The sequence below is a fragment of the Chlamydiota bacterium genome, from assembly GCA_012729785.1.
Classification (GTDB): domain Bacteria; phylum Auribacterota; class Tritonobacteria; order UBA1439; family UBA1439; genus UBA1439.
On sequence record JAAYCL010000027.1, the window covers coordinates 1 to 23467 of the forward strand.

General features: G+C 68.2%; 19 protein-coding genes. 17 read left to right on the plus strand and 2 right to left on the minus strand.

Annotated features, from left to right (window positions below):
- Positions 1 to 237: 237 nt before the first annotated feature.
- The 7 genes from pta to GXY35_06375 all read left to right on the plus strand — a co-directional run bounded on the left by pta (position 238) and on the right by GXY35_06375 (position 11282).
- A complete protein-coding gene (pta, locus tag GXY35_06345) occupies positions 238 to 1248 on the plus strand; it encodes a phosphate acetyltransferase (GenBank protein ID NLW94195.1) in 1011 nt (336 codons plus the stop codon).
- Positions 1249 to 1759: 511 nt separating this feature from the next.
- Complete coding sequence (cdhC, locus tag GXY35_06350; protein NLW94196.1) at positions 1760 to 4510, plus strand: CO dehydrogenase/CO-methylating acetyl-CoA synthase complex subunit beta; 2751 nt, start codon at positions 1760 to 1762, stop codon at positions 4508 to 4510.
- 121 nt (positions 4511 to 4631) lie between these two features.
- The gene (locus GXY35_06355) at positions 4632 to 5579 is read left to right on the plus strand and encodes an acetyl-CoA decarbonylase/synthase complex subunit delta (GenBank protein NLW94197.1); all 948 of its coding nucleotides are present in this window, start codon (positions 4632 to 4634) and stop codon (positions 5577 to 5579) included.
- Positions 5580 to 5694: 115 nt separating this feature from the next.
- The gene (locus GXY35_06360) at positions 5695 to 7038 is read left to right on the plus strand and encodes an acetyl-CoA decarbonylase/synthase complex subunit gamma (GenBank protein ID NLW94198.1); all 1344 of its coding nucleotides are present in this window, start codon (positions 5695 to 5697) and stop codon (positions 7036 to 7038) included.
- Between the two features lie 156 nt (positions 7039 to 7194).
- The gene (locus GXY35_06365; protein NLW94199.1) at positions 7195 to 9024 is read left to right on the plus strand and encodes a DUF4445 domain-containing protein; all 1830 of its coding nucleotides are present in this window, start codon (positions 7195 to 7197) and stop codon (positions 9022 to 9024) included.
- 60 nt (positions 9025 to 9084) lie between these two features.
- Positions 9085 to 10017 (plus strand): NAD(P)-dependent oxidoreductase, encoded by a 933-nt coding sequence (locus GXY35_06370; protein ID NLW94200.1) that lies wholly within the window; start codon positions 9085 to 9087, stop codon positions 10015 to 10017.
- Positions 10018 to 10118: 101 nt separating this feature from the next.
- The gene (locus tag GXY35_06375; protein ID NLW94201.1) at positions 10119 to 11282 is read left to right on the plus strand and encodes a glycosyltransferase; all 1164 of its coding nucleotides are present in this window, start codon (positions 10119 to 10121) and stop codon (positions 11280 to 11282) included.
- Positions 11283 to 11443: 161 nt separating this feature from the next.
- Here GXY35_06375 and GXY35_06380 read toward each other — a convergent pair whose 3' ends face one another.
- On the minus strand, positions 11444 to 12541 hold the full coding sequence (locus GXY35_06380; protein NLW94202.1) for a hypothetical protein: 1098 nt from the start codon (positions 12539 to 12541) through the stop codon (positions 11444 to 11446).
- Between the two features lie 134 nt (positions 12542 to 12675).
- Between GXY35_06380 and GXY35_06385 the strand changes: the two genes are divergently transcribed.
- From GXY35_06385 to GXY35_06430, 10 genes are all read left to right on the plus strand, one after another.
- Positions 12676 to 13785, plus strand: coding sequence for a glycosyltransferase family 4 protein (locus GXY35_06385; GenBank protein ID NLW94203.1), 1110 nt, complete (start codon positions 12676 to 12678; stop codon positions 13783 to 13785).
- A 13-nt stretch (positions 13786 to 13798) separates the two neighbouring features.
- Positions 13799 to 14971 carry a glycosyltransferase family 4 protein gene (locus GXY35_06390; protein ID NLW94204.1) on the plus strand — a complete coding sequence of 391 codons (1173 nt, stop codon included), beginning with the start codon at positions 13799 to 13801 and terminating at the stop codon, positions 14969 to 14971.
- 256 nt (positions 14972 to 15227) lie between these two features.
- Positions 15228 to 15479: a YdeI/OmpD-associated family protein gene (locus tag GXY35_06395; GenBank protein ID NLW94205.1), complete on the plus strand. Its 252-nt coding sequence runs from the start codon at positions 15228 to 15230 to the stop codon at positions 15477 to 15479.
- 244 nt (positions 15480 to 15723) lie between these two features.
- Positions 15724 to 15942 carry a ribbon-helix-helix protein, CopG family gene (locus tag GXY35_06400; protein ID NLW94206.1) on the plus strand — a complete coding sequence of 73 codons (219 nt, stop codon included), beginning with the start codon at positions 15724 to 15726 and terminating at the stop codon, positions 15940 to 15942.
- On the plus strand, positions 15932 to 16183 hold the full coding sequence (locus GXY35_06405; GenBank protein ID NLW94207.1) for a type II toxin-antitoxin system RelE/ParE family toxin: 252 nt from the start codon (positions 15932 to 15934) through the stop codon (positions 16181 to 16183). The genes GXY35_06400 and GXY35_06405 overlap by 11 nt, the downstream gene beginning before the upstream one ends.
- 93 nt (positions 16184 to 16276) lie before the next feature.
- Positions 16277 to 16477, plus strand: coding sequence for a type II toxin-antitoxin system VapB family antitoxin (locus GXY35_06410; protein ID NLW94208.1), 201 nt, complete (start codon positions 16277 to 16279; stop codon positions 16475 to 16477).
- The gene (locus GXY35_06415; protein NLW94209.1) at positions 16474 to 16935 is read left to right on the plus strand and encodes a PIN domain-containing protein; all 462 of its coding nucleotides are present in this window, start codon (positions 16474 to 16476) and stop codon (positions 16933 to 16935) included. The genes GXY35_06410 and GXY35_06415 overlap by 4 nt, the downstream gene beginning before the upstream one ends.
- A gap of 761 nt (positions 16936 to 17696) precedes the next feature.
- Positions 17697 to 18791 carry a glycosyltransferase family 4 protein gene (locus GXY35_06420; GenBank protein ID NLW94210.1) on the plus strand — a complete coding sequence of 365 codons (1095 nt, stop codon included), beginning with the start codon at positions 17697 to 17699 and terminating at the stop codon, positions 18789 to 18791.
- A 33-nt stretch (positions 18792 to 18824) separates the two neighbouring features.
- A complete protein-coding gene (locus GXY35_06425) occupies positions 18825 to 20255 on the plus strand; it encodes an undecaprenyl-phosphate glucose phosphotransferase (protein ID NLW94211.1) in 1431 nt (476 codons plus the stop codon).
- Positions 20256 to 20325: 70 nt separating this feature from the next.
- Complete coding sequence (locus GXY35_06430) at positions 20326 to 21717, plus strand: glycosyltransferase family 39 protein (GenBank protein NLW94212.1); 1392 nt, start codon at positions 20326 to 20328, stop codon at positions 21715 to 21717.
- Here the strand turns inward: GXY35_06430 and GXY35_06435 are convergent.
- Positions 21712 to 23421: a hypothetical protein gene (locus GXY35_06435; protein ID NLW94213.1), complete on the minus strand. Its 1710-nt coding sequence runs from the start codon at positions 23419 to 23421 to the stop codon at positions 21712 to 21714. The genes GXY35_06430 and GXY35_06435 overlap by 6 nt on opposite strands.
- Positions 23422 to 23467: the final 46 nt, after the last annotated feature.

The following is a 23467-nucleotide window of genomic DNA, read 5'->3' on the forward strand; positions in this document are numbered from 1 at the left end:
AAGCGGTTGTACCCTTTTATTTATCCAAGCCCTTCTTGACAATACTAATCTTCGCGGCGCCCCCACCCCTAGGGGTGGGCGGGAGCCAACATCTCTCCGAAAGCCCACACTTTAATCTACATCCCCCTCCATTTCCGCGCCTCCTTCTCCAGTTGCTTTTTATCCGCCGTTCTCCTATACTATCCGCACTTAGATCAGCGGCGTATTCCGCGTTCAATATCCCGAGGAGACTCCTCTATGCCCGAGAAGAGCGCATTCATCGAGGAGGTATTCACCCGGGCCAAGAAGACGCCCCGGCGCATCGTGCTCCCCGAGGGACACGACGAGCGCATCGTGAAGGCGGCCGGTATCATCGCGCGGAAGGATCTCGCCCGCCCCATCATCCTCGGCATCCGGGACCGCATCCTCGCCCAGCTCAAGTCCCTGGGGATGAGCGCCGAGGGGATAGAGATCGTCAACCCCCAGGGTGACCCGCGTCTGGACGACTTCGCGAAGACCTTCTTCGAGCTCCGCCGCCACAAGGGGGTCACGCTCGACCAGGCGCGCGAGACGATATCCTCCTGGGTCTACTTCGGCACGATGATGGTCTACAAGGGCGACGCCGACTGCCTCGTCTGCGGCGCAACCCACTCCACGCGCAACACGATAATGCCCGCCCTGCAGATCATCAAATGCAAACGGGGCTGCTCCCTCGTCTCAAGTCTGTTCTTCATGGTCCTCGGCAAGGATGTCTTCGCCTTCGCCGACTGCGGGGTGATCGAGAACCCCTCGAGCGAGCAGCTCGCGGAGATCGCCGTCGAGACGACGGCGACCGCGATCCACTTCGGCATCCCCCCGCTCATCGCGCTCCTCTCCTACTCCACGAAGCGCTCCGCAGCCAGCCCCCTCACCCGGAAGATCGTCGAGGCGGTGGAGATCGCGAAGTTGAAGATCGCGCGCCGGTTCCCGGGCAGAGACGACATCGCCATCGACGGCGAGCTCCAGGTGGACGCGGCGATCGTGCCCGCCGTCGCGGCGCGCAAGGCCGCCGACAGCCCGTTGCGGGGGAAGGCGCGGGTGCTGATCTTCCCGGACCTCAACAGCGGCAACATCGGCTACAAGCTCGTCCATCGCCTCGCGCGGGCCGAGGCCTACGGCCCCATCCTTCAGGGCCTCGCCAAGCCGGTGAACGACCTCTCGCGCGGCTGCGACGCCGACGACGTGGTCGGGGTCGCGGCCGTGACGGCAGTCCAGTCGCAGGACGTGTAAGACCAAGCGGAGCGCCGATGAAGATCGCCCCTTCCTGCAGGGCCACCGCGGTGGGAAGTCTGCCGTACCGCGACGCCGACGAGGCGGTTGGCCGCGTCCTCGCGGCGTTTCCAGAGTTCCCCGCCTGGCCCCAGCTCCCCAACCGCTCCTTTCTCGAGAATATGTACGTGCAGTACAGCGAGGGGCTCCCCTGCCTCGTCGTGAACCGGGAGGCGGAGCGGGTCTACTTCGACACCTCCGGCGATACGATGGCGGAGATCGAGCTGTTCTACGGGAAGGTGATCGAGGCGGATCTCGACCGGTTCGCCATCAGCCCCGACTACGCACCGGGGTTCCACCGCCTCGTCGAGACGCTCGCGGCGGGCGCGCCGGCGGAGCTCGCCTGCGTGAAGGGTCAGATCGTGGGGCCGGTCAGCATGGGGCTGACGGTGACCGATCAGAACAAGCGGGCGATCCTCTACCATGACGAGCTGATGGACGCGGTGGTGAAGTCGATCGCGATGAAGGCGGCATGGCAGGTGCGCGAGCTGAAGAAGGTCTGTCCGAACGTGATGATCTGGCTCGACGAGCCGTACCTGGCGAGTTTCGGGTCGGCCTACGTAAGCCTCTCGGACACGCAGGTGCGCTCCCTCATCGGCGAGGTGGCAACGGCGATCCGCGACGCCGGGGCGCTCGCGGGGATACACTGCTGCGGCAACACCGACTGGTCCCTCCTGATGGACGCGGGGCTCGACGTCATCAACTTCGACGCCTACGGCTACTTCACCGGGATGACCTGCTACCCCGAGGCGCTGCGGACCTTCCTCAACGAGGGCCGCATCCTCGCGCTCGGCCTCGTCCCCACCTCCCCCAAGATACTCGAGGAGACCGTCGAATCGCTCGCCGCCGCGCTCGCCGACCGCCTCGAGACGCTGTCCGCCAAGACCGGGCTCAAGACGGAGGAGATCGCCGCGCGGTGCCTCCTCACGCCGAGCTGCGGCGCGGGGAGCCTCTCGCCGGATCTCGCGGACCGGATCCTCGAAACCGTCGGCGCGCTCTCGCGGCGCGTGCGGGGCCCGGGCGGGGCGGAGGGGGGGGCGTGAACGACCTCTCCATCATCCTGAACGGGGCGGTCGCGGGGGGGCGCGCGGTCGTGGGGCTCGCCGCCCAGACGCTCGCCCCGGCGCTCTCCGCGCACGGGGAGGCCCGCCCGGTCTCCTTTCCCGACACCGCCTACTCCCTCCCCGTAATCTACGCCCTCACGGGCCGCAAGATCGAGACGCTCGGCCAGCTGGACGCGGCGCTCAAGACCTGCCGCGCCATGCTCCCCCCCGAGGGGGGGACCGCGCCGACGCTCGAGCAGGCGCTGGCCGCGGGCCGCGCGACGCTGATGGCCGCCGAGGCGATCGAGGCGATCAGGCACCTCGACGGCCCGCCGCACACCGGCATCTGGCTCGGCCCCACCGGCGACTCCATCCTGCGGAGCCAGGGGGTGAAACTCGTGGACGGGAGCATGCCGGGGATCGCGGCCGTCGTCGGGGCCCCGCCCTCGCGGGACGACGCCGTCCGTCTCGCGCGCAGCTTCCAGGAGCGGAACATCCTCGTCGTGATGGCCGGGACCACGGGCGGCACGAGCATGGCCGAGCAGCTTCACGAGGCCGGGGTCGAGCTCTCCTGGAACACCTTCCTCGTCCCCTATGGAAGGGAGCTGACGGCGGCGATCTACGCCCTCGGCTTCGCCGCGCGGGCGGCGATGACCTTCGGCGGCATCCTCCCCCGCGAGGACGACGGCGGCGAGGGGATCCTCGCCTACAACCGCGCCCGGGTCCACGCATTCGTGGTCGCCCTCGGTCCGCTCGACGAGGTCAGGATCGCCGTCGCCGCCGGGGCGCTCAACTTCGGCTTCCCGGTGCTCTCCGACCAGGCGATCCCCGAGATCCTCGCCTTCGGCCCGGAGAAGCGGGACCTCGTCGTCGGCTCCGTCCCCCTCGACCGGATGGCGGAGAGGGCCATCGAGGTGCGGGGGCTCAAGATCCGGGTCTCCACGATCGACATCCCGGTCCTCTACGGGCCGGCGTTCGAGGGGGAGCGGGTGCGGAAGGGGAACATCGGGGCCGAGTTCGGCGGCAAGCACGCCCCCGCCTTCGAATTCCTCACCAGTGCGGCGTCATCGGAGGTCGAGGACGGGAAGATCGAGCTCGTCGGCCCCGATATCGGCGAGGTCCCCGAAGGGACCATCCTGCCCCTGGCCATCGTCGTGCGGGTCGCGGGGCGGAAGATGCAGCGGGACTTCGAGTCGATCCTGGAGCGTCACATCCATTCGTTCCTCTCCGAGGCGATGGGCGTGATGCACATCGGACAGCGGGACGTGCTGTGGCTGCGCGTCAGCAAGGACGCCGCGAAGGCCGGCTTCCGGATGCGGCACCTCGGCGTCATCCTGCGGAGCAAGATGCTCAACGACTTCCCGGCGATCGTGGACAAGGTGGAGGTCGCCCTGTACACGGAGCGGCCGAAGGTCGAGGAGCTTCTTCCCGAGGCCAAGGCCGCCTACGCCGAGCGCGACCGGCGGATGGGGGAGATGACCGACGAGTCGGTGGGCACCTTCTACTCGTGCCAGCTCTGCCAGTCGTACGCCCCCAACCACGTCTGCATCATCACCCCCGAGCGGCTCGGCCTCTGCGGCGCCTACAACTGGCTCGACGGCAAGGCCGCCCACCAGATCAATCCCACCGGCGCCAACCAGCCGGTGGAGAAGGGCGAGACGCTCGACGAGGTCAAGGGGAAGTGGAAGGGGATCAACGACTTCATCCTCGAGCGCTCCAACAAGACGATCGCGAGCTTCAGCGCCTACTCGGCCATGGACGACCCGATGACCTCCTGCGGATGCTTCGAGTGCATCGTGGCGATCCTCCCGGACGCAAACGGGTTCATGATCGTCAACCGCGAGTACACCGGGATGACGCCGTCGGGGATGAACTTCTCGGCGCTCGCCGAGGCGGTCGGCGGGGGGCAGCAGACCCCGGGATTCATCGGAATCGGCACGCGCTACATCCTGAGCAAGAAGTTTCTCAGCGCCGACGGCGGCCTGAAACGAATCGTCTGGATGACCCGGGAGATCAAGGAGCGGCTCGCTGACGAGCTCGCGGCGCGCTGCGAGGAGATCGGAGAGAAAGACCTCCTTGCGAAGATCGCGGACGAGACCGTCGCCACCGACGGCGACGCGCTCCTAGAGCATCTAAAGAAGGTCGCGCACCCGGCGCTCGACATGGAGCCGCTCCTGTAACGGACAGGAGACGCTTCGCACGGGCGCGCCGGTGCGCGCGCGTCTGCACCCCGTTGGGGTGTGTGGCGGGTTTTCGAACGCCGCCGGGTCTTGGCTCCCGACGGCACGGAGGAGTCGGTTTATGGCCGCAGCCGTACGGCGGGTCCGCATCGGCAACACCGCAGCCGAGGGCGGCACCCGGGCCTTCTCCATCGAGGTGGGCGGCGAGAGCTGCCTCCCATTCCTCCATATGGAGGGCGAGATGCCGCGCCGGCCCGTGATCGCGTGGGAGATCCCGGACATCCGCCCCGACGACTGGGTCGAGACGGTGCGGGAGCCGTACGCGGCGGTCCTGGACGACCCGGCCGCCTGGGCGCGCCTCGTCGTGGAGAGGATGGGCGCGCGTCTCCTCTGCCTCGATCTCCGCGGCACGAACCCGGACAGACAAGACCGCCCCGCCGCGGAGGCGGCGGCGCTGGTGAAGAAGCTCCTCGCGGAGGTGAAGGTCCCCCTCATCGTCAAGGGGCCGGGCGCCGGCGCGAAAGGGAACGAGGTCCTCACCGCCTGCGCGGAGGCGGCACAGGGGGAGCGGCTGCTCCTCGCCTCGGCGGTCGAGGAGAACTACAAGACGATCGTCGCCGGCGCCATCGCCTACGGGCACGCCGTGGTCGCCGAAACCCCGATCGACGTGAACCTGTGCAAGCAGCTCAACATCCTGATCTCGGAGATGCAGTTCCCGCCGGAGCGGATCGTCATCGACCCGCTCACGGGCGGCCTCGGCTACGGACTCGAGTACACCTACTCGGTGATGGAGCGGATCCGCATCCAGGCGCTCGGCGGCGACGCGATGATGCAGATGCCGTTCATCTGCTTCGCCGGGGCGGAGGTCTGGAAGAGCAAGGAGGTCAAGGTTTCCGTCGAGAAGGAGCCGCGCTGGGGCGACCGGGCGAAGCGCGGCGTTCTCTGGGAGATCGCGACCGCGGTCCCGCTCCTCCATGCGGGGGCCGGCATCCTCGTGATGCGGCACCCGGAGGCGATCGCCGCCGTCGAGAAGACGATCGACGGGCTGATGGCGAACCAGCGGCCCTAGAGGGCGAAGGAGCAGGGCGGTCGTGCCGCGGATCTAGGCGGACGGAGACAGGCGATCTCCCCGTCCGCGGGGATCCGCGATACGCCGCGGCGAAAACGCATAAGGTTGTTATCCGATGAAATTGACCGGACTTCAGATATTCAAACTCCTCCCGAACAAGAACTGCAAGGAGTGCGGCTTCCAGACCTGCCTCGCCTTCGCGATGAAGCTCGCCGGCAAACAGGCCAAGCTCGACGCCTGCCCGTACGCCTCCGACGAGGCCAGGGAGAAGCTCGGCGCCGCCTCCGCCCCGCCGATTCGCCTCGTGAAAATCGGCGTCGGTGAACGCGAGGTGCAGGTCGGCGAGGAGCTGGTGATGTTCCGGCACGAGAAGACCTTCTACCGCAAGACCGCCCTTGCCGCGCAGGTGGACGACGCGATGGCCCCGGCGGAGCGTCTCGCCCGCGTCGAGGCGGCCTCCGCCTTCTCGGTCGATCGCGCGGGGGAGACGCTCCGCCTCGACCTGATCGCGGTGAAGGAGACGTCCGGCGACCCGCGGGCGTTCGCCGCGGCCGCGCGCGGCGCGCGGGAGGCCTCGCCGCTTCCGCTCGTCCTCGTCTCGAGAAACATCGACTGCCTCCGGGCGGCGCTCGAGGCGGTGAAGGATTCCCGCCCCCTCCTCTGGGGCGCCGACGCGGATACCGTCGAGAAGGCCGCCGCGCTCGCGAAGGAGTGTGCCGTCCCGCTCGTCGTCGAGAGCGCCGACGGCGCCGACGCGCTCGCCGCGCTCGCCGTCCGGGCCGCCGAGGCGGGCGCGGAGGAGCTCCTCCTCGCCCCCCGCACCGAAAACCCCGCGACCCTCCTTCAAGACTGCACGCTCCTCCGGCGCAGGGCGCTCGCCCGCTCCTGCAACGGCGCCGGATTCCCGCTTGCCGTGTCCGCGGGGGGCTGCGGGCACGAGGCCGCGGCGGTGGCGGCCGCGGCCATCTGCAAGTACGCCTCCGTCCTCGTCCTCGAGTCGCCGGAACAGTGGGAGTTCCTCCCGCTCCTCACCCTGCGGCAGAACATCTACACCGATCCGCAGAGGCCGCTCCAGGTGGACCCGGGCGTCTACAAAATCGGCGACCCCGGCGACGACGCCCCGCTTCTCGTCACCACAAACTTCTCCCTCACCTACTTCATGGTCTCGACCGAGATCGAGGCGTCGGAGATCCCGGCACGCCTCCTCATCACCGAGGCGGAGGGACAGTCGGTGCTGACGGCGTGGGCCGCGGGGAAGTTCAACGCCGACCTGATCGCGAAGGCGGTCGCGGCACAGGGGCTCGACACAAGCGTTCCGCACAAGCGCATCATCATCCCCGGCTATGTGGCGATGATCAGCGGGGACCTCGAGGACAAGCTCCCCGGCTGGAACGTGATGGTCGGGCCGCAGGAGTCCGCCGACATCCCCTCCTACATGAAGGACGTCTGGAAGAGATAATGCGGTCGTCGCATGCGATCTCTTCCGCCGGGACGTCGCGCGCCCCGGCGCGCCCCGGGACGATTAAAGGCATAATCCGTTGCAGGGGTTGGTGTTCCATACAACGTCTACATGAATTACCGGGTTAGGTTTCTTCCTTCCGGGCGAGAGGCGGTCGTGAACGACGGCGCAACCGTCTACGACGCCGCGCTCGCCGCCGGCCTCCCGTTGAGGGCCGACTGCGGAGGGAAAGGCACCTGCGGCGCGTGCGCCGTGAAGATCGAGGCGGGCGCCTGCCTCCCGACGCCCCACCCCTCGATCACGCCCGACAGGGAGAAGAAGGGCTGCCGCCTCGCCTGCCGCGCCGCCGTCACCGGCGACCTCGCGGTCTACATCCCCGAGGAGTCGACCCTCCCGGCGTGCAACGTCGATTTCGAGACGATCGTCCTCACCGAGGACGACGCGAAGCGGCGCGACGCGCTCGCCGGCCTCGTCCCCTCCCCTCTCGTCCGGCGTTTCGCGCTCTCCCTGCCGCACCCCACGCTCGAGGACAACCTCGGCGACATGGAACGCCTCGCCCGGGGCCTGAAGCTCGCGGGATTGCCGGGCGAGCCGACGTGCCCCCTCGACCTCATGCAACAACTCCCCGCCCTCCTCCGCCTTTCCGGCTGGCGCCTTGACGTTTCAGTCGCCGACGCCGCCCAGGGGCCGGAGATCGCCGCCGTCTCCGCGGCGGGCGGCGGCCCCCCCGTCGGGCTTGCCCTCGACCTGGGCACCACCACGGTCGTCGGGGAGCTCGTCGACCTCTGCACCGGCGCGTGCATCCGCCGCGCCGCCGCCTATAACCGCCAGATCTCCTGCGGCACGGACATCATCAGCCGCATCGTCGCCGCGGGGAGCAAGGGGGGGGGCGAACGCCTGCGCGCGCTCGCCCTGGAGACGATCGAAAGGATCGTCGAGCGCCTCCTCGCGCAGGCGGGGCTCGAGCGCGGCGGCGTCACCGCGGCGGCCGTGGCGGGGAACACCACGATGGTCCACCTCCTCCTGGGCCTCGACGCGGAGCGGATACGCCTCGAACCGTACATCCCCGCCGCCAACCGCCTTCCGATTCTGCGCGCCGCGGAGACCGGCCTCCCGATCGCCCCGAGCGCCCCGGTGCTCTTCGCCCCGGGGATCGGGAGCTACGTCGGCGGGGACGTTTTGGCCGGGGTGCTCGCCTGCGGGATGGGGCGCGCCGGCGACCTCACCCTCTTCATCGACGCCGGGACGAACGGGGAGATCGTCCTCGGCAACAGGGAGTGGATGATGGGCTGCGCCTGCTCGACCGGCCCGGCGTTCGAGGGGATCGGCATCGCCTGCGGGATGATGGCCGCCCCCGGCGCGGTGGAGGCGGTGGCGATCGGGTCGCGCGACGGGGCCCCGCAGGTCACGACGATCGCCGGCGCCCCTGCGCGCGGCCTCTGCGGCTCGGGGATGATCGACCTGATGGCGCAGCTCTTCGCCCGCGGGATCCTCGACAGGAAAGGGCTCCTCGTCTCGGAGGCGAAATGCCCCCGCCTCGTGGAGCGGGGAGGCCATGCGGCGTACCTCGTGAGGGAAAAGGGCGAGGACGGCGCGGCGAAGGATATCTATCTGACCGACGTGGATTTGAAGAAGCTCCTCCTCACGAAGGCGGCGATCCAGGCCGCGATCCGCACCCTGCTCGCCGAGGCGGGCCTCGCGGCCGAGGAGATCCGGCGCGTCGTGATCGCGGGGCGGCTCGGCGAGGCGATCGACGCCTCGAACGCGATCGCGATCGGGATGCTCCCGAACCTCCCGCCGGACCGGTTCGAGTACGCGGGGAACGGCTCCCTCTGGGGGGCGAACCTGCTCCTCCTCTCCCGCGAGGCGCGGAGGGAAATCATCCGCCTCGCCGACCGGATCACCTACCTCGACCTGAGCACCAACCCCGGCTACATGAACGAGTTCATCGCCTCCCTCTTCATCCCGCACACCGATGCGACCTGAGGACATTTTGCCCGCACGGCGCGGAACCTTGTGGTATCCTTTCGCAAACGGGGTGACGACGTGAGCCGGGTGTTCGTGACGGGGGGGGCGGGGTTCGTCGGGGGGCCGCTATGCCGGGCGCTGAAGGAGCGCGGGCACGAGCTGCTCCTCTACGACAACCTGTTCAACGGGCGGCGGGAGAACGTCCCCGGCTTCGATCTCGTCCAAGGCGACATCCGGGACGCGGCGCTCCTGAAATCCACGCTCGCCGGCTTCGCGCCCGACGCCGTGATCCACTTGGCCGCCATCCATTTCATCCCGTACTGCAATGCGCACCCGGCGGAGGCGGTGGACGTGAACACGCGCGGGACGGCGTCGCTCCTCGAGGCCGCAAAGGCGGCGCCGCCGGAGCGCGTCATCGCCATCTCCACCGCCGCCGTCTACGCCCCCGCCGATCGCGCCCACCGGGAGGAGGACGCGCCCGGACCGATCGACATCTACGGGTACTCCAAGCTCTTCGCCGAGGGGCTCCTCCAACTCTACCGGCGCGAGACGGGAAGGGCCGCGATCGCCGTGCGCCTCTTCAACGTCTACGGCCTCGCCGACACGAATCCGCACGTCCTGCCCGACATCCTCGACCAGGTCCGCGCGGGGAAGGGCGAGATCGAACTCGGGAACCTCGCCCCGAAGCGCGACTATATCCACGCCGACGACGTCGCGGCGGCCCTCGCCGCGCTCCTCGATTTCGAGGCGAAAGACAACTACCATTGTTTCAACCTCGGCACCGGCAACGAGGTCTCCGTCACCGAGCTCGTGGAGGCGATCGCGCGGCGCCTCGGCAAAAAGATCCGGATACGCTCCGCCCCGTCGCGCCAGAGGAAGGTCGAGCGTCCGCACCTTCTCGCCGACATATCCCGGATCTCCGGCGCGACCGGATGGCGCCCGCGGTACGACCTCGCGCGCGGCATCGAGAAGACGCTCCGCGACGAGGGGCTGCTCGCGGCGGGGCGCTGAATCCCGACGCTCCTTGCGCGGGGAGGGGCGCCTCGATTGAAGGCCGCCGCCCCCTCAGCCCTCCGTTGTGTCCAGGGGGAGAAAGAGATACGCACACCGCCATGCCCGTGCCGCCGCGTGACGAAGAGAAGAAGCTGAAGATCCTGATCGTCGTCTGGGGACTGCGCCACGGCGGCGGGGAGACGCGCGTCTACGCCATGGCGAGGTTCATGGCCGCGCGAGGGCACGACGTCACCGTCTGCTGCCTCCGCCTGAAGGGGGAGCGGGGGGAGCAGCTCGAACGGGAGGGGGTGAAGGTCGTCGACCTCGGGAAGCGTTGGCGCTACGACCCGACCACGCTCCCCCGCCTCTACCGGCTGATGCGGCGGGAGCGGTTCGACGTCGTGGACGGGCAGATGACCTCGGGCTTCCGCTGGGCGACGATCGCCGGGAGGCTCGCCCGCGTCCCCCGCATCGTCGCGACCACGTACAACACCCGATTCTGGAAGAGCCGCGCGCGCCGGATCCTCGACACCCTCTTCCTGCAACTCGCCGACCTGATCGTCACCGACTCGCGCACGCTGATCGACGAGATCGTCACCCTCTCCCCCTCCCTGAAACGAAAGGTCTTCCGCGTGACCTACAACGGCGTGGACCTCGCGACGAACGGCCCCGTGCGCCCGCCGGAGGAGGTGCGGCGCGAACTCGGGATCGCGGAGGGGGAACTCGTCGTCGGGATGGTCGCACGGATCGTGCCGCACAAGGGGCACATGGTCTTCGCCGAGGCGGCGAAGGCGATCGCGGCCGAGTTCCCCTCGACCCGCTTCCTCATCGTGGGACGGCCGGAGGGCGGGTACGAGAAAACCGTCGAGGAGAAGATCCGCGCCTGCGGCCTCGCCTCCCGCGTGCGCCTCTTCCAGTACGACCGGAACATCCTCGATATCATGGGCATCCTCGACCTCTACGTCCTCCCCTCCTATTCCGAGTCCCTCCCGAACGCGGTCGTCGAGGCGATGCTGATGCGCACGCCGGTGATCGCGACGCGCATCACCGGCCTGCCGGAGGCGGTCATCGACGGGGAGACCGGTTTCCTTATCCCCCCGGGGGATATCGGCGCGCTCCGCGACAGGATGCGTCTCCTCCTCTCCGACCGGTCCCTCAGAAAGCGGATGGGGGAGGCGGGCAAACGGTTCGCGCAGGAGCGGTTCTCGCCGTCCGCACTCGGCGACGGAACCCTCTCCGTCTATCGGGGGCAAGCTTCTCCGCCTCCCCTCTCGCTGACCTGACCGGCGCCCCGCCGGGAAACGGGAGGATGACGGCGTCTCCGGCCTTTTCCCTGTCCAGCCCCCCCGCCGCGTTTCCGCCGCACACGGTTCGGAGGAGGATGCACGGCCACGGGGGGCCCGCCGAGGGATCAGATGCCGTGTTCCGGCGAATCGCGCCGCGGCTAGGCGCCGAACGACGCGAGGACGGCGGGGATCTGCGCGGGGACGACGATCTTCTTCTCGATGAGGGAGAGGAGGTTCGCCTTGTCGATCCGCACCCGCAGGCCGAACTCGGAGAGGGGGATGTCCGCGCAGGCGTCGTCCCCGACGACCACGATCTCCGCGGCGGCGATCCCCTTCTCGCGCGCGAGCGACGCGAAGAGGGCGCGCCGCCCCCCCTCGTCCCGGACCAGCGCCTCGACCCGGCCGGTGAGTTTCCCCTTCTCGGTGAGCGCCCGGTCGCAGAAGATCCGGTCGATGCACTGGTGGCCGCGGAGCGGATCGAGGAACAGGTCGATCCCGTGCGAGAGGAGCACCACGACCCAGCCCATCGCCTTGAGGGCGTGGAGGAGATCGTCCCCCTCGGAGGTGAAGCGGAGGCCGGCCGTGATCCGCGCGACCGTCTCGACCTTGAGCCCCTCGAGCCCCGCCGACGCCCCCTCCCCCGCCGCGGCGAGGAGCTCGCCGCGCAGCGACTCATCCAGGAGGTTGCGCCCCGGGGCGAGGACGAGGAGCCGGGGGCGGATCCGGTAGACGTCGTCGCGCTGGAAGAAGCAGCGTATGCCGGTCTTCCGCATCTCGGCCGCGACGCTCCGCTCGATCAGCGGGCCCGAGCACGGCGAGGAGCCCCAGTCGAGCGCCATCTCCATCGCGAAGAGCTCGCCGCGCGAGAACATCCTCGCCCCCTCGATGTTCACCCCGTTGTTGGCGAGGACGAACGTCGCGGTGGAGATGATGCCGGGCTGGTCCCGACCCAGCAGGACGAGCCGCATCACGCGCCGCGGCTTGGGCCGCGGGAGAAGGCGCTGCCGCTCCGCAGCGATCTGGAGACCCGACTGGTGGGCGACCGCCTGCATCTTCGCGATGAACTGGAGGCCGGTGATCTTGGCCTCGGTGAGGTCCACGGTGAAGAAGATCGAGAAGAGCCCGTGGAAGACATTCTCCTCGAGGTCGAGGATGTTGGCGCGCATGTCGGAGACGATCGAGGTGACGAGGGAGACGAGACCCGTGACGTCGCGCCCCATCCCGCTCACTACGTAGATCTCGCGCTCGGCGTCCATCCGCGGCGCCCCCCCTACTGGAACGCCATTCTAGCAGCCGCCGGCGCCGCGCGTCAAAAGCAAATGCCGCCGGGCGAAAATCCGTCCGGGGCGCGGACCGGCGTGCTATCATATCCGCGCGGAGCCCGCAGAAAATGCGAATCGGGATCGACCTCCAGACCGTCATCGTCCAACCCACCGGGGTGGGCCGGTACGTCTCCTCTCTCGTCCGCGCGCTCGCCGGCCTCCCGGGGGAGGAGCGGTACCGGCTCTTCTACTTCGACTTCAAGCGCCGCGGCTCCGCCCTCGGCGTCGGCGACCCCCGCTTCGAGGAGCGCCCGATCCGGTGCGTCCCGGGGAGGGTCTACCACGCCCTCGCAGACGCCCTCGGCGCCCCGGATATCTCCCTCCTGGCGGGCCGCTGCGACCTGTACCATTTCCCGAACTTCATCATCCCGCCGTGCCGGCGCGGGAAGACGGTCGTCACCGTCCACGACCTCTCCTTCGTCCGCTTCCCCCGGTACGCCGAGGAGGGGAACCTGCGACGGCTCCGGAGGCGCTTCGCCGAAACCCTCCGGCGGGCGGACGCCGTCATCACCGTCTCCGACTTCTCGCGGCGGGAGCTCGCCGAGCTCTGCGGGGTGCCCCCGGAGAAGGTGACGGTGACGCGTAACGGCGTGAGCATCCGCCCCCCTTCCCTCCCCGCGCGGCCCGCCCCGTCCCCCTACTTCCTCTTCGTCGGCACCGTCGAACCGCGGAAGAATCTCGAAACGCTCCTCGACGCCTGGCGCATCCTGAAGAAGCGGGAGGGGGCGCGCTGGACGCACCGCCTCCTCGTCGTCGGCCGGCACGGCTGGCGCTGCACGCCGGCGGAGGAGCAGGCGCGCGCGCGGGGCGTGGAGGACGGCGTCAGCGTGCTCGACTACGTCCGGGACGACGAGCTCCCCGGCCTCTACGGCTCCGCCGAGGCCCTCGTCTTCCCGTCGCGCTACGAGGGATTCGGCCTCCCCCCGCTCGAGGCGATGGCCTGCGGAACCCCGGTGATCGCCTCGACCGCGCCCGCAATCCCGGAGGTGGTCGGCGACGCCGCGCTCCTCTGCGATCCCGACGACGCCGCCGGGTTCGCGGAGGCGATGCGCCGGGTCCGCGACGACCCGGCTTTGCGCGCGGACCTCGCGAGACGGGGGCGCGCCCGTGCGGCGCAGTTCACCTGGGAACAAACCGCCGCGGAGACGCTCGCCCTGTACCGGCGGCTCCTGAGCTGAAGGCGGATGCGGCGTGAAGGATCTCAACGGCTGCCACGGCATGAAGATCTGCATCGACGCGCGCTGGATCGGGGCGAAGATCGCCGGGATCGGGCGCTATACCGTCTACCTGCTCCGGTACCTCGCCGAACTCGACGGGGAGAACCGCTACCTCGCCCTCTTCCACGACCCCGCGGTCCGCGACGCGGTCTGCGCCGAGCTCGGCCTCTCCGGGCGCGAGCGCTGGGAGGTGCGCACCGTCCCGTACGGCGTCTTCTCCCCCCGCGGCCAGCTTCTCCTCCCCCGCCTCCTCCGGCGCGAGGGGGTCGACCTGTTCCACTCCACGAACTTCATGGCGCCGCTTCTCCGCTTCGGCGGGAAACTCGTCCTCACTGTCCACGACATCATCCCGCTCAAACACCCGGAGTTCGCGCCGCGGTCGAAGAAGTCGCGCGCCTACCCGATCTACCGGTGGCTGATGCGCCGGCTCGTCGCCCGGGCGGACCTGATCAGCGCCGACTCCGAATACTCGCGCCGGGACATCGTCGAATTCCTCGGCGCGCCGCCGGGGAAGGTCCGCACCATATACCTCGGCGTGGACCCGAAGTACCGCCCCCTCCCGCCGACCGTCCGCGATGAGGTGCGCAGGAAATTCGGCGTGCGCGAACGCCTCGCACTCTTCGCCGGCCGAGCCGACCCGTACAAGAACCTGATCACGCTCGTCAAGGCCGCCGAGCTCCTCAACCGGAAAGGCGGGCCCCGGTGTACGGTGGTCGTCGCGGGCGCGGAGGATCCGCGCTACCCGGAGGTGGGGGATTACGTGCGCAGCGCCGGGATGGAGAAGGACGTGATCTTCGCGGGAAGCCAGGACGAGGAGGCCCTCATCGGACTCTACAACGCCGCCGACGTCCTCGTCCTCCCGTCCCTCTACGAGGGGTTCGGCCTCCCGCCGCTCGAGGCGATGGCGTGCGGGACGCCCGTGATCTGCTCCGACCGCACCTCCCTCCCCGAGGTCGTCGGCGACGCCGGGATCCTCCTCGACCCGCTGGACACGCGGGCCCTCGCCTCCGCGATGGAGCGCGTCTTCACAGACGCCGCCCTGCGCGACCGGATGTCGCGGGCGGGCCTGGAGCGCGCCAAACTCTTCCCGTGGCGCAGGACCGCCGAGGAGACGCTCGCGGCGTATCGGGAACTGCTCCGCTCCTGACGCCACCCAAACGGCGAACGGACGCGGGCCGCACGTGATTTCTCAACGGACCTGCAAAAATCGATGGCCTCAATCCGCACCCCAATCACACGGATTGAAAAAGCCAGGGGCAGACCTCGACTATTGACGTAACGGCCCCAAGCAATACGAGGATCCCTATGCAGCCGATAAGCATGCGTAGAAACGTTGCGCCCGTGAGGCCAACATCCTCGATAGTGCGCTTCCACAAACAGGCATCGCCAACAGGGCTCGCCACATGACCGCCCATAAACTCGCGGATGGCACGGTCCACACGCTGCCCGCCGATTTTAGAAAAGCCATCGAGCGCGATGGCGCCGCGAAGAGCCTCTGGGCCGGCATAACCCCGCTGGCCCGCAACGAGTGGATCTGCTGGGTCACGTCGGCCAAGCAGGAGGCCACCAGGAAGCGCCGCATCGAGGTCGGCATCGACAAGATGCGGGGAGGCATTCGCAGGCCGTGCTGCTGGCCGGGGTGCCCACACCGCTGATGCCCGCCCGTCGCGCCTTCCGTTCGCGCGGAGCGCCGACGAACCAAACCCCCAACAAGGCGCGGTGTGCCACTCAGCACGGACGTTGGATAGAGTGTAATAGAAGAATGCGTTGAATGGGCCACAACGTTGCGGCGTGCTGAATCGCCATAAAGCCCCGAATAAATGACCGGTAAAATGCGATCAAATGCCTGTTGACAGCAGTGTCATCATTGTATACATTGTATGACATGAGAGGCCTGCGATGAGCACCATGATATCCATCCGGCTGCCGGAAGATCTGGCCAGGGCGCTCGCCCACATCGCCGAAGAGACCGAGCGGCCCCGTTCCTTCCACGTGCAGAAGGCGTTGGAGGGGTACATCGAGGATTTCGCGGATGTGCAGATCGCCCTCGACCGCCTGCGCGACCACAAGGACCCCGTGATTTCCAGTCGGGATTTCAGGAAGTCCCTTGGCCTATAAGATCCGGTACAAGCAGAGCGTCGGGAAGGACCTGTCACGCCTCGACGCGCGTGAAGCCCGACGCGTCCTCGACAAGATCGAGAAAGAGCTTTCCGCACGCCCCGACCGCTGCCCCACCCTCAAGGGAGACTTCGAGGGGCTCCGGAAGACGCGCATGGGGGATTACCGGGTCGTCTATGCCGTGCTGGGAGACGATGTCCTGATTCTGCGGATCGGGCATAGAAGGGAAGTCTACCGATAGAAGCACCCCCTATGCCGCAAGGGGATCGGGCTGTCCGGAATCCGTATTGACATCACACAATTTATTGTGTGACACTATGTGTGGAGGTGGAGCATGGCCACGAACCTTCAGCTCGACGACCGGCTCATCAGGGAGGCGGTCAGGATGGGGAATCACCGCACCAAGAAAGCGGCGGTGACCCAGGCGCTGAATGACTACATCCGCCACCTGCGCCAGGAGAAGATCCTCGATCTCTTTGGAACGGTGGAGTTCGATCCCGGGTACGACTACAAGCGCCAGCGGGCGAAAAGATGAGGGTTTTGATCGACACCGGCGTCTGGTCCCTGGCGTTCCGGCGGGCGCCGCGCGCCGAGAATCCGGAGACCCTCGAGTTGCGCCGGCTGATCGCGGCCCACGTCGCCGATATCATCGGTCCGATACGGCAGGAGCTGCTGTCGGGGGCCAGGGACCATGCCCAGTTCGCCCGGCTGGAGTCGGCGCTGGCCGCCTTCCCCGATCTGCCCCTGCTGACGGAGGATTACGTGACGGCCGCGAAGTTCTTCAACCTCTGCCGTTCCAGGGGAATCCAGGGGTCCAACACGGATTTCCTCATCTGCGCCGTGGCCGCGAGAAACGGTCTGGCCATCTTCACGACGGACAGGGACTTCCGGCTCTTTTCCCGATGCCTGCCCGTGGTGCTGTACGAGGCGCAAAAACACGCCGGATCATCAACCGCACGGGATCGTCGTTCCGCGTCGAAAGTGGAGGCGTGACGTTCCGCGCAACGCGCGGGACGGGGACTATATTGCAGCCCCCACCCTGCCCCTCCCTCTCCAGGGGAAAGGGAACCTGATGGGAATGCCCCCGCAAGGGGGGAGAGACAAAGTGGGGACTTCCCCTCGGGGGGGAGCTGAAGGATGAGCGTACGGGGGAGAGTCTATGGGAAATACACCAACGACTCTGCGAAACATCGCGGAAGAGCTTTTCACGCCTGGATACTTCGCACGTGCATGCGAGCGTGCACGTCATCAACAGAGCCCTTGGAATCTTCTCTTCCTTGCGTTCGGATTTGCCGGGATTGGCGGGATTTCGTACCTCCTTTTTCAGGTCATGTGGCGCGTCCACGTGGCGTTCTACCCGGAGCATGCGGGCAGGTTCAGCGAGTTCTGGAATACGGGCATCAGTTTTCGGCCCTTTGTGTCCAGCTTCCTTCTGATGATACCGCTGATATTTGCCTCCATTCCACTCGGTTTCATGTTCGCATGCTTTAGCATGTGGTGCATTGGGCCGGCGCGAAGAGCTATGGAACGAGAGGCTGAAGGCGTGAAGTGGGCTTCATTTCATGAATCCATGCGCGTTTTGTGGTTGATTGCTCTTATCGTAGTCCCAGTATGCTTGCTGCTGAGTTTTATAGGAGCGACCACATTGAGGAGTTTGAAATAATGGTGCACAATCCGATGGAGTGTACCCGAATAAGCGCGGGGATGCGGAGCGGGTCCGCCAGGCGCCGGGGTTGTCTCAGAAGATCCGTCGCATGAACGTCGCCCTTGTCCACGACTGGCTGAACGGGATGCGCGGCGGGGAGAAGATACTCGAGGTGCTCTGCGAGCTCTTCCCCGACGCCGTCGTGCACACCCTCCTGCTCGACCGGTCCCGCCTCTCTCCGGCGATCGCGCGGATGGAGATCCGGACCTCCCTCCTCCAGCGCCTCCCGCTCCGCCGCACGCACTACCGCTACTACCTCCCCCTCTTCCCGAAGCTCGTCGAACGGTTCGACCTTCGCGGCTTCGACCTGGTCATCTCCACGAGCCACTGCGTCGCCAAGGGAGCCCGGGCCCCGCGCGGGGTCCCCTCCCTCTGCTACTGCCTGACCCCGATGCGCTACGTCTGGTACTTCGGCGAGGAGTATTTCGGCCGCTGGGGCGCGAAGCGGGCGCTCCTGAAGCCCGCCTTCGCCGCCCTCAAGCGCTGGGACGTCTCATCCGCCGCGCGGGTGGACAGATGGCTCGCCATCTCCGAGACGGTTGCCGCCCGCGTGCAGAAGGTCTATCATAGGGACGCGGAGGTGTTGTACCCGCCCGTGGACGCGGGTTTCTTCACGCCCGGGGAGGCGGCGGGCGGCTACCATCTCGCGGTCTCCGCCCTGGTCCCCTACAAGCGGCTCGACGTCGCGGTCCGCGCATTCAACGAGCTTTGCCTGCCGCTGAAGATCGTCGGCGAGGGGCCCGAGCGCAAGCGCCTCGAGGCGATCGCGGGGCCTCGGATCGAGTTCCTCGGCTGGCGCACGAACGAGGAGATCAGGGACCTGTACCGCGGCTGCAGGGCGTTCATCTTCCCCGGCGAGGAGGATTTCGGCATCACCCCGCTCGAGGCGCAGGCGTGCGGGCGCCCGGTGCTCGCCCTCGGGCGGGGGGGCGCGCTGGAGACGGTCCGGGACGGGGAGACGGGGCTCTTCTTCGACGCGCAGGAGCCCGCGGCGCTCGTCGAAGCGGTGCGGCGGGCGGAGCGGATGCGTTTCGACCCCGCCGTTGCCCGCATGCACGCGGAGCGTTTCGACCGCCCGATCTTCAAGGAACGGCTGGCGCGCTGGATCCTGAAGGCCTCGGAGGAGTGCCGGGAGGAGACGTAGCCGCGGGGACACGGCGCAGGGAGAGGTGGGGGCATGTCGAACCGGAGCAGGACGACCGAGGCGGCGACCGCGGTCAGGGTGGCGATCGACATCCTGTGCCTCAACGCCGCCTTCTGCGCCTCCTACTGGACACGCTTCCACTCTCCGTTCACGGCGCTCGTCCCCGTCCTGAAAGGCGTCCCCCCGTTCCGCTCCTACCTCGCGGCGTTTCCCGTCGCGACGCTCGCCTTCGTCTATCTCTACAAGCTCCTCGGCTCCTACGCGCGGCGCTGGCGCTACGACGCCGCGAACGAGTTTTTCGTCGTGACCCGGGGGACGACCGCCGGGATGATCGCCCTCATGGCGCTCACCTTCCTCCTCCCCTCCACGCACAGCGAGGCGGGGCTGAAATACTCGCGCATCACATTCCTGCTCCTCTTCCCGCTCGTCGAATCCTTCGTCTGGGCGGGACGGCTCGCCTCCAACGCCGTGGAGAAGCGGCTCTACCGCCGCTCCGCGGGGAAGCGGAAGCTCCTCCTCGTGGGCACCGGCGAAACCGCCGCGCGGCTCGCGCGGCACGTGCGGCGCAATCCGACCCTCGAGTGCGAGATCGTGGGCTTCGTCCGCTGCCCCGGCGAGAAGAGCTCCTCGTCGAGGATCGTCGCGCCGATCGCCGGGGAGCTCGACGCCCTCCCCGCGCTGCTCGAGCGGGGGGGCGTCGACGAACTCATCCTGACGAACCCGAAGCTCGACCACGCCCGGGTCCTCTCCATCGTCGCGCTTTGCGAGAAGAACCTCGTGGAGTTCAAGCACGTCCCCGACATGTTCGAGATACTGACGCGCAAGGTGGAGGTCGTGAGCTTCGACGGCGTCCCGCTCGTCGGCATCCGCCACATCCCGCTCCACTCCCCGTGGAACCGGTTCCTCAAGCGCTCCTTCGATGTCGCCGGGTCCGCCCTGGGCCTCGTCGTCGCCGCGCCGGTCATCGCCCTCTGCGCCCTCGCCGTCAAGCTGGATTCGCGAGGGAAGGCGTTCTTCTCGCAGGAGCGCTGCGGCGAGGACGGGGTTTGCTTCCGGCTCCACAAGCTCCGCACGATGGTGGAGGACGCGGAGCGGCACACCGGCCCTGTCTGGGCGCGCGCGGAGGACCCGCGCTGCACGCGCGTGGGGGCGTTCCTGCGGCGCCGGAACCTCGACGAGCTCCCCCAGCTCTGGAACGTGCTGAAGGGGGAGATGAGTCTGGTCGGCCCGCGGCCCGAGCGCCCGCACTTCGTGAACCGTTTCCGGGAGGAGAACCCGCGCTACATGGCTCGGCATTCGGTGAAATCCGGCATCACCGGGTGGGCGCAGGTGAACGGGCTCCGCGGCAACACCTCCGTCCGGGCCCGTCTCCGCTACGACATGTACTACCTCGAGAACTGGTCGCTCCTCTTCGACCTCAAGGTCCTCATCCTCACCCTCTTCGCCCGCCGCAACGCCTACTGACGCGGGCTGGGGCGGGAACCCCACATGCGATGAAGGGGCTGACTCGAATCGCCGCGCCGGAGGGATGCCAGTGAGTGTGAGGCCTCGCGCATGGGCGGTGGCGTTTTTTCTTTGCGGCGCCCTTATGCGCCTCGCCCTCTGCTGGTCGAATCCTCCCACCAATGCGTTCGATGATCATTATGAGCCGATCCTCATGATCATGCGCACCGGCGTCATTCCGGCCAAGGACGCCTGCTGGGAATGTTACCATCCGCCGGTTTTCTATTGGCTGTCCGCGATGATCGGGAATTTCGCCGTCCGCATGGGGGTGCATCCCCGGCACCTCCTGAAGCTCCTGCAGTTCATCCCCTGCGTGTACGGCATCCTGAACATGGGGATGATCTACCTGATCCTGCGCAAGGTGCCCCTCTCCGATTTCCCGCGGCTTGCCGCGTTCGGCACGGTCTGTTTCCTGCCCCGCCACATCTACATGTCGGCGATGCATTCGAACGACACCATCTCCTACCTGTGCGTGTCTCTCTGCATCTACCTGCTGTTGATCGCCATCGAACGCACCCTGTCTCCCGCATCGCTCGTGGCGGTCACCGTGGCGCTCACCATCGCCCTTTTCACCAAATATACGGCCTACGCGATGCTCCCGGTCACCCTGATCGCATTCGCCGCCCTCTTCATCGGTCCGAGACCCTCCTCCCGGGCGCGGGTCCTCGGCTCCTGCATCCTGGTGTTCCTTCTCCCCCTCGCGGCCCTGGGCGTCTCTCTGGCAGCGAACGCGCGGCACTACGGAAGGCCGATGCCCATCAACCTCGATCTTCGGGGCGTCAGGCTCGCCCAGCCGCGCGACGCCAACCGTTTTGACTTTGTCAGCTTCACGCCATGGGACAGCATCGCCACGCCGATGCTGGTTCCGGGCAAGATGCATTCCTTCTGGACGATGCTGTACCGTGGGATGTGGTACGACACCGAACCGAAATTTCTCTATTTCCTGGATTCCAATGCGGGCTGGTGGAACCACTACTACGCCTGGCTCAGGGGCGAGAAGGATTTCCCCGGAGACAATCCCTCGATGTCGAGCCTGACACGCTGCATGGGGGGGAGCCTGATCATCCTCGGCCTCCTCCCTCTTCTGCTGCTTGGCGGCGGTGCGTGGATCTATTGCCGGGGAGGATGGAGAAGGTGGAGCAGCGCGCCGGAGGTGGACGCGGCGAAGATGAGCGTCTTCCCCGCGCTCCTGCTGATCACTGCATCCGGCATCATCGCGCTCGCGTGGAGATATCCGTACTACAGCGCAGTGAAGGCATCCTACGTCCTCGCCGCGGCGCCTGCATACGCTGTCTTCCTCGGTTTAGGCCTGATGCCGTGTGAGATCCACGAGGAAGCGAAAAGGATCATCGCCAGGATATTCGCCATCACGTGGGGGCTTTCGGCGCTGCACATCCTGCACATCATCCTGTCTATCTCATGACGATGCCGCGCCGCGCGGCGACCGGGTGGCCGTGCCCTCAGGAGGGGGGGGGTACGGAGGGCCCATCCCGGGCCCGGACTCCGAAGCACCGGATTCCCGATCCGCCATCCCACGCGGGGGACGACCGTGCGGTGGCGCCGGTCGGGGAGCGGCATCCTGCAACCCCTCCGCCGCCTCGATGCCGCGCCCCTCGGCGGCAAGGAGATGCGCCAGCGCGGCCCGGAGGTACAACGCATCGTCGATCTCGAGCGCGCGCCGGAGGTCCCGCTCGGCCTCGCGTGCCCTCCCCATACGCATCAGGGCGACCGCCCGTATGTGCAGCGCCGCCCCCCGCGCCTCCTCGCAGGTGGGCGTCAGCCGCAACGCCGCCGTCGCCGCCTCGACCGCCAGCCCGCTCCGCCCCTCGTCGTTGCACGCCTTCCCGTAGTTCACCTGGGCGATGAAGCTCCGCGGCTCCTTCTGTGCGCTGTCGCGCCAGAGCGTGAACTCGCTCTTCCAGTCCCCGACGCGGCGCGCCGAGAGGAGGCCGAGGCACACGACCGCGGCGGAGGCGGCGAGCCGCGCGCGCCCGCCGCCCGGGCGCTGCGCGAGCAGCCACGCGATGAGAAACGAGAGCCCCATCGCCGGCAGGTAGAGGAACCGCTCGTTCGCCACCGCCTTGATCGGCAGGATATTCAGCACCGGCAGGAGGGCGATCGGGATCCAGGAGAGGCCCAGGGCGTACGGGGAACGTCGCCGAAGGGCGCGCAGGAGGAGGACGAGATACAGCGCCCCCGCCGCGGCGGAGAGGATGAACCAGCCGGCCCCCTTTCCGAACGGCGGATAGAAGACGTAGTCGAGCCGGAGCCCGAACGGCAGCACGAGGAGCCGGAGGTAGGTCGCGAACCCGATCAGCTGGAACGCCAGATGCTCCCCGACGCCCCCGCCCCACCCGCCGCGCTGCGTCATCCTCCCCACGAGGAGAAGGCGCAGGATGAGGTAGCACCCCGCGACCTTGAAAAACGCCGCGTACCCGCGCCCGCCTGTCCGCCGCCGCCCGGGGATGGCGAGGGTCGCGTCGCAGGCGACCAGGATGAGCGGGAGGACGATCGCCTGCTCCTTGGCAAGAAGGGCGAGGGCGAACGCGGCGAGCGCAGCCGCGCGCCACCACCCCCTCCCCATTGCCTCCTTCTCTCCCCGGGTGCGGCAGAGCAGGGCGGCGAGGAAGAAGAGCCCGCAGAGGATATTCGAGCGCCCCACGATCCAGGTCACCGACTCGACGTTCACCGGGTGGACCGCCCAGGCGGCGGCGGCGAGGAACGCCGCCCACGGGAACGCATCGGCGGGGGCGGCGATGCCGGCGTTCTCCGGGGAGGCGGTGGAAAGCATCGCCCGCACCAGGAAAAGGAGCAGCATCGCGTTGACGGCGTGGAGCAGGAGGTTGACGAGCCGGAAGCCGTGCGGCCCCGGGCCGAAGACGGCGAAGGTGAGGGCGTGGCTCAGCGTCGCGAGGGGGCGGTAGATCTCAGTGGCGGGCGTCGGGGTGACCGCCACGGTCGAGGGGTCGAGGAAGAAGCGCAGCGGGCGGGCGAGGGTGCGGATGTGCGGATTGTCGGCGACGTGTGTCACATCGTCATAGACGAACGGGTACGGGAGCGCGCGCAGACCGCAGACCGCCACCGCCGCGGCGAGCGCTGCGCAGGCGGCGACCGAGCCCCTTTTCATCGGAGACAGTATAGCACCCCGACCGGACCGCGCCACCCTCGCGCGG

Coding starts and splice junctions, on each gene's coding strand:
- pta (NLW94195.1), top strand. CDS start 238: ATGCCCGAGAAGAGCGCATTCATCGAGGAGGTATTCACCCGGGCCAAG.
- cdhC (NLW94196.1), top strand. CDS start 1,760: ATGGCAGGTGCGCGAGCTGAAGAAGGTCTGTCCGAACGTGATGATCTG.
- GXY35_06355 (NLW94197.1), top strand. CDS start 4,632: ATGGCCGCAGCCGTACGGCGGGTCCGCATCGGCAACACCGCAGCCGAG.
- GXY35_06360 (NLW94198.1), top strand. CDS start 5,695: ATGAAATTGACCGGACTTCAGATATTCAAACTCCTCCCGAACAAGAAC.
- GXY35_06375 (NLW94201.1), top strand. CDS start 10,119: ATGCCCGTGCCGCCGCGTGACGAAGAGAAGAAGCTGAAGATCCTGATC.
- GXY35_06380 (NLW94202.1), bottom strand. CDS start 12,541: ATGGACGCCGAGCGCGAGATCTACGTAGTGAGCGGGATGGGGCGCGAC.
- GXY35_06385 (NLW94203.1), top strand. CDS start 12,676: ATGCGAATCGGGATCGACCTCCAGACCGTCATCGTCCAACCCACCGGG.
- GXY35_06395 (NLW94205.1), top strand. CDS start 15,228: ATGACCGCCCATAAACTCGCGGATGGCACGGTCCACACGCTGCCCGCC.
- GXY35_06400 (NLW94206.1), top strand. CDS start 15,724: ATGAGCACCATGATATCCATCCGGCTGCCGGAAGATCTGGCCAGGGCG.
- GXY35_06410 (NLW94208.1), top strand. CDS start 16,277: ATGGCCACGAACCTTCAGCTCGACGACCGGCTCATCAGGGAGGCGGTC.
- GXY35_06415 (NLW94209.1), top strand. CDS start 16,474: ATGAGGGTTTTGATCGACACCGGCGTCTGGTCCCTGGCGTTCCGGCGG.
- GXY35_06420 (NLW94210.1), top strand. CDS start 17,697: ATGAACGTCGCCCTTGTCCACGACTGGCTGAACGGGATGCGCGGCGGG.
- GXY35_06425 (NLW94211.1), top strand. CDS start 18,825: ATGTCGAACCGGAGCAGGACGACCGAGGCGGCGACCGCGGTCAGGGTG.
- GXY35_06435 (NLW94213.1), bottom strand. CDS start 23,421: ATGAAAAGGGGCTCGGTCGCCGCCTGCGCAGCGCTCGCCGCGGCGGTG.